This window comes from Streptococcus pseudopneumoniae (genome assembly GCF_038148935.1).
Taxonomy (GTDB): Bacteria; Bacillota; Bacilli; order Lactobacillales; family Streptococcaceae; genus Streptococcus; species Streptococcus pseudopneumoniae_U.
In genome coordinates, this window is sequence record NZ_JBBJZX010000090.1 from 1 (window position 1) to 7,808 (window position 7,808).

A 7,808-nucleotide genomic window follows, 5' to 3' on the forward strand; every position below is an offset into this window, starting at 1 on the left:
ATTGCGGCTAGCTTCCTAGTTTGCTCTTTGATTTTCATTGAGTATAAGAAGAAAATTTTAGATTTTTAGTTACGTCATAATGTTTGATTTGTAGATAAAAAAAGAGTATAATAAATTAAGCCCATTTAAAATATGCTACGATATTTTAGGGGGGGGCTTTTTATTTGCCTTCTCAAAACATATTAACAGATAATCATTACAAAAGGAGTGTAGCAATGTTTAAGAATAAAGGCGTACATGCTCGTTCACAAGTGGAAAAATTTACACGTTATAGCATTCGTAAGGTTAGTTTTGGGGTAGCTAGTGTAGCTGTAGCTACAGGATTGTTTTTCTTAGGTGGGGGCAGCGTTCAAGCTAATTCTCCAGTAGTTCCAGCTAGACCAGAAGTAGGTGCTGAAGGAGGAGTACAGGGAGAGAGTGAATCGCTCTCACTTTCAAAAGTGAATGACAATACACTAGCTAGTGAAAGTTCGACAGACTCAGAAATGGAACCGGCGGCATCAGTTCCAGAAGTGCCAGCAACTGTGGAACCACAACCAGAAACAGCAATTGAAGCGCCAGAAGTTACAAAGGTTGATACCGGCAAATTGGGAGTTGCTATTGCTCGTATGGAGACAGCCCTTGGCAAAGCAGGAGTATCTGAAAAGACTGCCGCAACAATCGAAAATGCTAAAGCAGAACTAGCTAAGGCTCAAACCTTCTTCTCAAATGAAAAAGCAACACAAGCAGAAGTAGATAAAGCTACTCGAGAATTAAAAAACAAAGCTTTCGTTATTGAAAGTATGCCAAAAGCAGAAAAGAAAGAAGCAAACAAAAATCAAGATTCGCGTAATGGACAAGCGATTCCTGGTAATGGGGGAAGTGGGTTTAGAGAGGCTACAGGTGCTCAAGAAACTCCGCTTGCAGATGTAGCAAGAGTATCAGATGATGAACTGACAAAAGCTAAACAAGAATTACAAGGTGAAATTACAAAACTTACGGCTAAAATCTCTACTGAGGAAGCAAAGGGAGAGGGTGAGATAGATAAAGAATTTGTTGAACTTTTGAACACGATTAAGACTAAGTCAGAAACTATTTATAACGTAGAAATAGCTAGTCTAACAACTGAAAAAGAAAAGCATGCTGCTCTCCAAAAGCTAAAAGCTCAAAAAGATACTCTTCGTTATTATCAATCAGGTAAAGTTGATTGGGGTGCACCAATCAATAATAATGCTGTTAGATTTGGGAATAATAATGAAACAGGTGTTTTTGCAAATTTAAAGGAAGGTTTTGGTGAACAGAACTTCTCTAGTGCTATTAGTAAACAAAAAGATAGTGGGGATCAACAATTAGGTCCGGATACTAATAGTCCGAATGTTGGTTCAGCTACATATCATTGGAAGGAACTAGAACTTACCAGAGAACAGGCAGCAGATGGCACCAAGCTAAATGGTTGGAAATTAACAAATAATACAGAAAAGGTGACTCTAGTAAAAGGAGAATCCCCTACCAATATCACCCCTAAACCTAACCAAACCTACACTCCGAAATCTGCTAAGCTATATAGCAATAATGATAAAGTAACAGCCACTGGTGGACAAAATAGACCTAATGCAGGTGGTGGTATGTTATCTGGGTTAATTTCTGCAGAGGACATGAAAAAAGTGGGATTAGGAAGGGTTGATAGAGACTATTACTTAGAGTTAGGGAAGAAAGGTAATGGAATTTATCGAGATGTGGATGTTAACCCTAACTCTCTGCTCTTTGTGAATGTTTTACATAATGGAGCTTATGGACCACTTGCTCTACCATCAGAAGGAGAAAATGTTAAATTAACAATAGTAGATGCTTATACTGGTCAAAAACTAACGGAATTGAAGCGTAAAAGTGGAAATTCACAAACGGAGTTTGAGCAAAATCCTGGCAGTGTCGGAAATGGTTGGCGAAATTTACTTCGTGCTGTCCATATCCCAGAGGGAACCACAAAAGTTCGTGTGATTGTTGAAGCAGGAAGTCCAGGACAAACCAACAAAACACTTGGCAATAACCCTATCGAAGATGGTTATATCATTGGAGGTATCGGGATTGCTACAGGTCCAGCCGTTAATATTTCAACTAATATCACTAGTGAAAAGAAATCTGGGAAATATGGGTTTACCGATGATGCTATATATGGTAAAAAACAAACAGGAACAATTGATTTAAACATACGAAACTTAGGTGGAGCGTCTATCACTGGATTCCAAACAAAATATAAAGTAACGATTAAAGTACCGAAAGGTGTTGTACTTGGCTCACTAGGTACGCCAAGTGGTAGGCTAGATTTGAATACTGCCAACGGACAGTCTGCTTGGGAACTAAATAATACATGGACAAGTGATTTTAGATTTGATAAAATTAAGTCAGAGCTAAGTTTTCTTGTTGATTCTTCAAAAAGAGGGATTATAGCTGGAGATAATCGTAAATCAGACTTTATTGTTAAAATTCCATTTGAAACAACAGCAGATTATGTGGGTAGTTCTACCTTTGAAGTTTCAGGTCAAAATGGATTTCCAGGAGATGATAGTTTGGGAAATGTTCTCCATAGATATGGAAATAATGATTCCAATTTTTATGATGTTTCAGAAAATGTCAATGCTCCAAGTCTTAAATATTCAAATGAACCGAACTACAAATATAAAAAGACCTTGTATATCGATTCATTTACTGATGTTGATAAAATCACTGTTCCAGTCGGAACTAGTTTAGATAAGATCAAGGAGCTATCTAAATCAAAAGCGAAAGAAACGATTGAATCAGAAGAATACAAGAGAAAACTGGATGAAACTAATGCTACGGCTACTCTAGATGATCAAGGAATGTCTACGGGAGTTGTTGCTACTGACGTAGCGAAAGAGAATGCCGGTGTTATAAAAGTGCCAGTAGTTCATAGTCGAGATGGAAAAAATTATAAAAATACTGTAGATATAGAAGTAAATGTAGTGAAATCAACTACCAATAAGTTAGTAGTATTCGAAGGAGACAAGATTACTGATGACCAAGTGAAATCTTCTGTTACATCAGCAACAATTAATACTAAAACTGGAGTGGTGAATAATCCTAATGAAGCAGATGTGATTAATACAACAGGAAAAGCTGGGGAAGCAGGACTTAAGATTCCTACAACTATCACACATGAAATAAATGGAACAAACATTAATGAAACTGTTGAAGTACCAGTGACTGTCTTACCAAAAGCAACTGGTGAAGTAGAAGTACACAAAGGAGCCTCAGTAGATAAAGTAAAAGAAGTTGCTAAAACAAAAGCGACAGAAGTAGCAACATCAGCTGATTTCAAAGCTAAATTACCAGAAGGTTTTAAAGATGTAGTGGTTGGTGAGATTACAGAAAAAGTTTTAGCAACAATGACTGCAGAAAAAGGAACAAAAAGAGGGACAGTAAAAGTTCCAGTAACTTACACAGTAGATGGAGTTGAATATACAAAAGATGCTGAAATTACTGTAAACGTTAAAGGTTCTGAAACTAAATCTGTCTACGTTGTAGAAGGTCAAAAACCAGATCCAGCTAAAGTAAAAGAAGCAGTTACACCAGGTAAAGGTGGAACAGTACAAGATCCAACGGATGCGAATTTACCAGATACAACAGGAAAAGTTGGAGCAACAGACGTAGTAGTACCAACTACAGTTAAATATTCAACTGGAGATGAAACTGTAAATGTCCCTGTAACAGTATTACCAAAACCAGAACCAAAAGGCATTACAGTCTTAAACGGTACATCTAACGAGAACTTAATCGATGCGATTCGAGCAAACGTTAATAAAGCAATTACTGGACTAACAAATGTTCCTGATGGTGTAACTCCATTCATAACAGATGACGCTATTGTAACTCCAAAAACTGATCAAAATGGGCAACAAACTCCAGTGTCAGTAACTGTTAAATATAGAGATAAGGCTACTGGAAAAGTTATTGATGATATTTCAGTTGACGTCGACGTTCCTGTAAATGTAGTTGGTTCAACTCCGACATCTAAAGTTGTATTTGAAGGAGATGAAATTACAGCTAAGGATATTACAGATGCTGTTACTCCAGGGGAAAAAGGAACGAAGGGTGAGCCTACAGATTTAGCAAAAGATATTACTGCAAACCCAGGTGTGAAAGAAGTCACAGTTCCGGTTACTTACACAGATCAAAATGGAGCAACTTTAACAGAACCAGTAAAAGTTAAAGTAACAGTTCTTCCAAAACCAACACCACAAGGTATTATCGTTGCCAAAGATAGCGACAAGGAAAAAGCAAAAGAAAAAGCTCTTACCAAAGCGAAAGAAGCTATTGCAGATGGTACATTTAAAGGAAAACTTCCAGCAAATGTTACAAATGTAAGTATTGATGAAAATGTAGAAAATCCAGATTTGTCAGATGATACTGATGTAACTGTTACTGTGAAGTACACTGTTGATAGGGAAGAAAAAACAACCGTTGTTAAAGTTCCAGTAACTGTTGTAGAGGGAGTTCCTCAAATCGTTCCAGTGGATGAAAACAATAAACAACCAAATCCAGAAAACAGTATTGATAAAACAGAATATCCAGATGATTCAACATTTGAATATGATCCAAAAACTCCAGTGAATACCACAATGCCTGGTGATTATACAGTCAATGTCATTGTAAAAGATAAAGAGGGTAATCCTATTGCAGAAGTCCCAGCAACTGTACGTGTTGTAGAAAGCTATCCACAATTTGTGCCAGTAGACAAGGATAAAAAACAACCAGCTGTTGAAGGAAGTATTGATCCTAAAGCCTTCCCTAAAGATACAGAGTTTACTTATGAAACTCCTGTAGATACAACAAGGCCAGGCGAAAAAGATGTGGTAGTTGTAGCGAAGATTGGCGATGAAGTTATTGCAAAAGTCCCAGCAAAAGTGATGGTCGTTGAACCTAAGACACAATACGTAGTAGCAGATCCAAGTAAACCGCAACCAGATGCTTCTAAGAGTATTGATCCAGAACAATACCCAGATGGAATAACATTTGAGTACAAGACACCTGTAGACACAACAACGCCGGGCGAAAAAGATGTGGTTGTTGTTGCGAAAGATGGAGATGATACACTTGTTGAAGTTCCAACAAAAGTGAAAGTTGTACAAGGTTACCCACAAATCGTTCCAGTTGATGAAGGTAAAAAACAACCATCACCTGAAGATAGTATTGATACGGATGATTATCCAAAAGATGCAACATTTGAGTACAAAGAAGAAGTAGATACAACTACACCAGGTGATAAGAAAGTTACTGTTGTTGTGAAACAAGGGGATAAGGTATTAGTTGAAGTACCATCTACAGTACGAGTAGTAGAAAGTTATCCTAAATATGTACCAGTAGATCCAGCTAAGAAACAGCCAGATCCAAAAGAAAACATTAATCCAAATGATTTCCCAACTGGAACAACATTTGAATATAAAGATAACACTCCGGTAGATACAACAACACCAGGTGAGAAACCTGTAACAGTAGTAGCTAAGTTGAATGGACAACCAATTACAGAAATTCCAGCGACAATTGTAGTAGTAGAACCGAAGATACAATATGTGCCAGTTGATAAATCAAACAAACAACCAGATGCATCTAAGAGTATTGATCCTGAACAATATCCAGATGAAATTACATTTGGATATAAGACTCCAGTGGACACAACAACGCCAGGCGAAAAAGATGTAGTCGTTGTTGCCAAAGATGGAGATGACACACTTGTTGAAGTACCAGCTAAGGTTAAAGTAGTAGAAGGAAAAGAACAATTAATTCCTATTAATGCTACAGGTGAAAATCAACCAAAACCGAAAGATAGTATCACACCAAGTGACTATCCAGAAGGGTCAACGTTTGAATACAAAGTTCCAGAAGGACAAACAACTCCATATGATGGAACAACTCCAGGGGATAAACCAGTTACAGTTGTAGTAAAAGATAAAAATGGTAATGTATTAGTAGAAGTTCCAGCAACCATTAAAGTAGTGGAAGCTAAACCAAAACCAATCGAAACCCCAGTGACGAATACACCTTTAACAAAAGAGGATATTTCTAAATATGTTAAAGTTCCTGCAGAAGGCAGGGTAACGAATGTTGAGAACATTCCAGACTTAACAACACCAGGTAAGAAAGATCCAGTTAAAGTAACGGTAGAATTACCAAATAGGAAAGTAATTACAGTGGAAGTCCCAGTGAACGTAACACCAGTGAAGGAAATTGAAACTCCGGTTACGAAGACTCCATTAACATCAGAGGATTACACTAAAGGCATCAAGATTCCTGCAGAAGGCAAGGTAACGAAGGTAGAAAACATTCCAGACTTAACAACACCAGGTAAGAAAGATCCAGTTAAAGTCACTGTGGAATTACCAAATGGCAAAGTAGTTACGGTAGAAGTACCGGTTAATGTAACACCAATCACTCCAATTGAAACACCAGTTACAAAAGATAAATTGACTCCAGAGGATGTATTAAAACAAATTAAAGTACCAGACGGAGCAACAGTTAAGGTAGGAGATCTTCCAGACTTAACAACACCAGGTAAGAAAGATCCAGTAAAAGTAACGATTACATTACCAAATGACAAAGTAGTTACGGTAGAAGTACCAGTGAATGTAACACCTATTGAAGATATTGTTAAAAAACAAGGTGATCCAATTACTGCTGAGGATGTTGAAAAACACATTCCAAAAGGAGTAAAAGTTATCTCAATTGGAGATAAACCTACAACAGATGTTCCAGGTGAAAGACCAAGTATTCCAGTTGTAGTTGAATTGCCAAATGGAATTCGAGTAACGATGAATATCCCAGTAATCGTAACGCCGAAAGTAACACCTGTAGTAGTTTCAGTAGGAACGCCTGTAACGTCAGAAGATGTTAAGAAACATATCGAATTGCCAAAAGGATGGACTGTAACAAAAGTGGGCGAAATTCCAACGACTACAACACCAGGAACAAAACCAGTTGTTTCAGTGGAAATTGAATTACCAGATGGACGTAAGATTACAGTCGACGTACCGGTAATCGTAACACCAACTGTAAGACAAATTGTTGTACCACAAGGAACTCCAATCACACCAGATGATGTAAAAGGTCATATTGATTTACCAAAAGAGCCAGGATGGGAAATTGTAGAAGTAGGAGAAATCCCAACAACAATTCCAGCTGGAGTAAAACCAAGCGTTAAAGTGAAAATTAAAGTTCCAACTGGTGAGATAATTGAAGTAGATGTACCAGTAATCGTAACACCAAAAGTAACGCCTATTGTAGTAGGAGTGGGAACACCAATTACTGAAGAAGATGTTAAGAAGAAAGTAGATCTACCAGAAGGTTGGGAAATTGTAGAAGTAGGAGAAATTCCAACAACTGAAACACCTGGAGTAAAACCAGTGGTTAAAGTGAAAGTAAAATTACCGGATGGTCGTATTATTACAGTCGACGTACCAGTAACAGTAACACCTAAATCACAAAATGGTGGAGGAGTCATTGCTCAAAATGGTGATTCAACAGTTCAAATTGTAACGGAATACCTAGATGAAAATGGTAACAGAATTACTTCAGATAAAGAAGGAAAACACAATCCGATAGAGTTGGAAGGATATGAATATAGTCATTCGACAACGGATGCTAAAGGAAATACCTTACATCACTATAAGAAAGTGACAAATCCAATCGATCAAGAACAACCAGTAGCTCCAGTGCAACCGGAACAACCAACAACTCCAAGCCAACCTGCTGTTCCAACACCAGCTGAACCATCAGTAGCAACTGATTCAGCTACCCAACCAGCAACACCTAAATAC

At 37.6% G+C, this 7,808-nt stretch carries 1 protein-coding gene; it reads left to right on the forward strand.

Translation table 11 applies throughout. The features are described from left to right. Positions 1–215: 215 nt before the first annotated feature. Positions 216–7,808, forward strand: a 7,593-nt coding sequence (locus WKI42_RS08675) for a Rib/alpha-like domain-containing protein (protein WP_368081707.1), incomplete at its 3' end; no start/stop codon positions are given.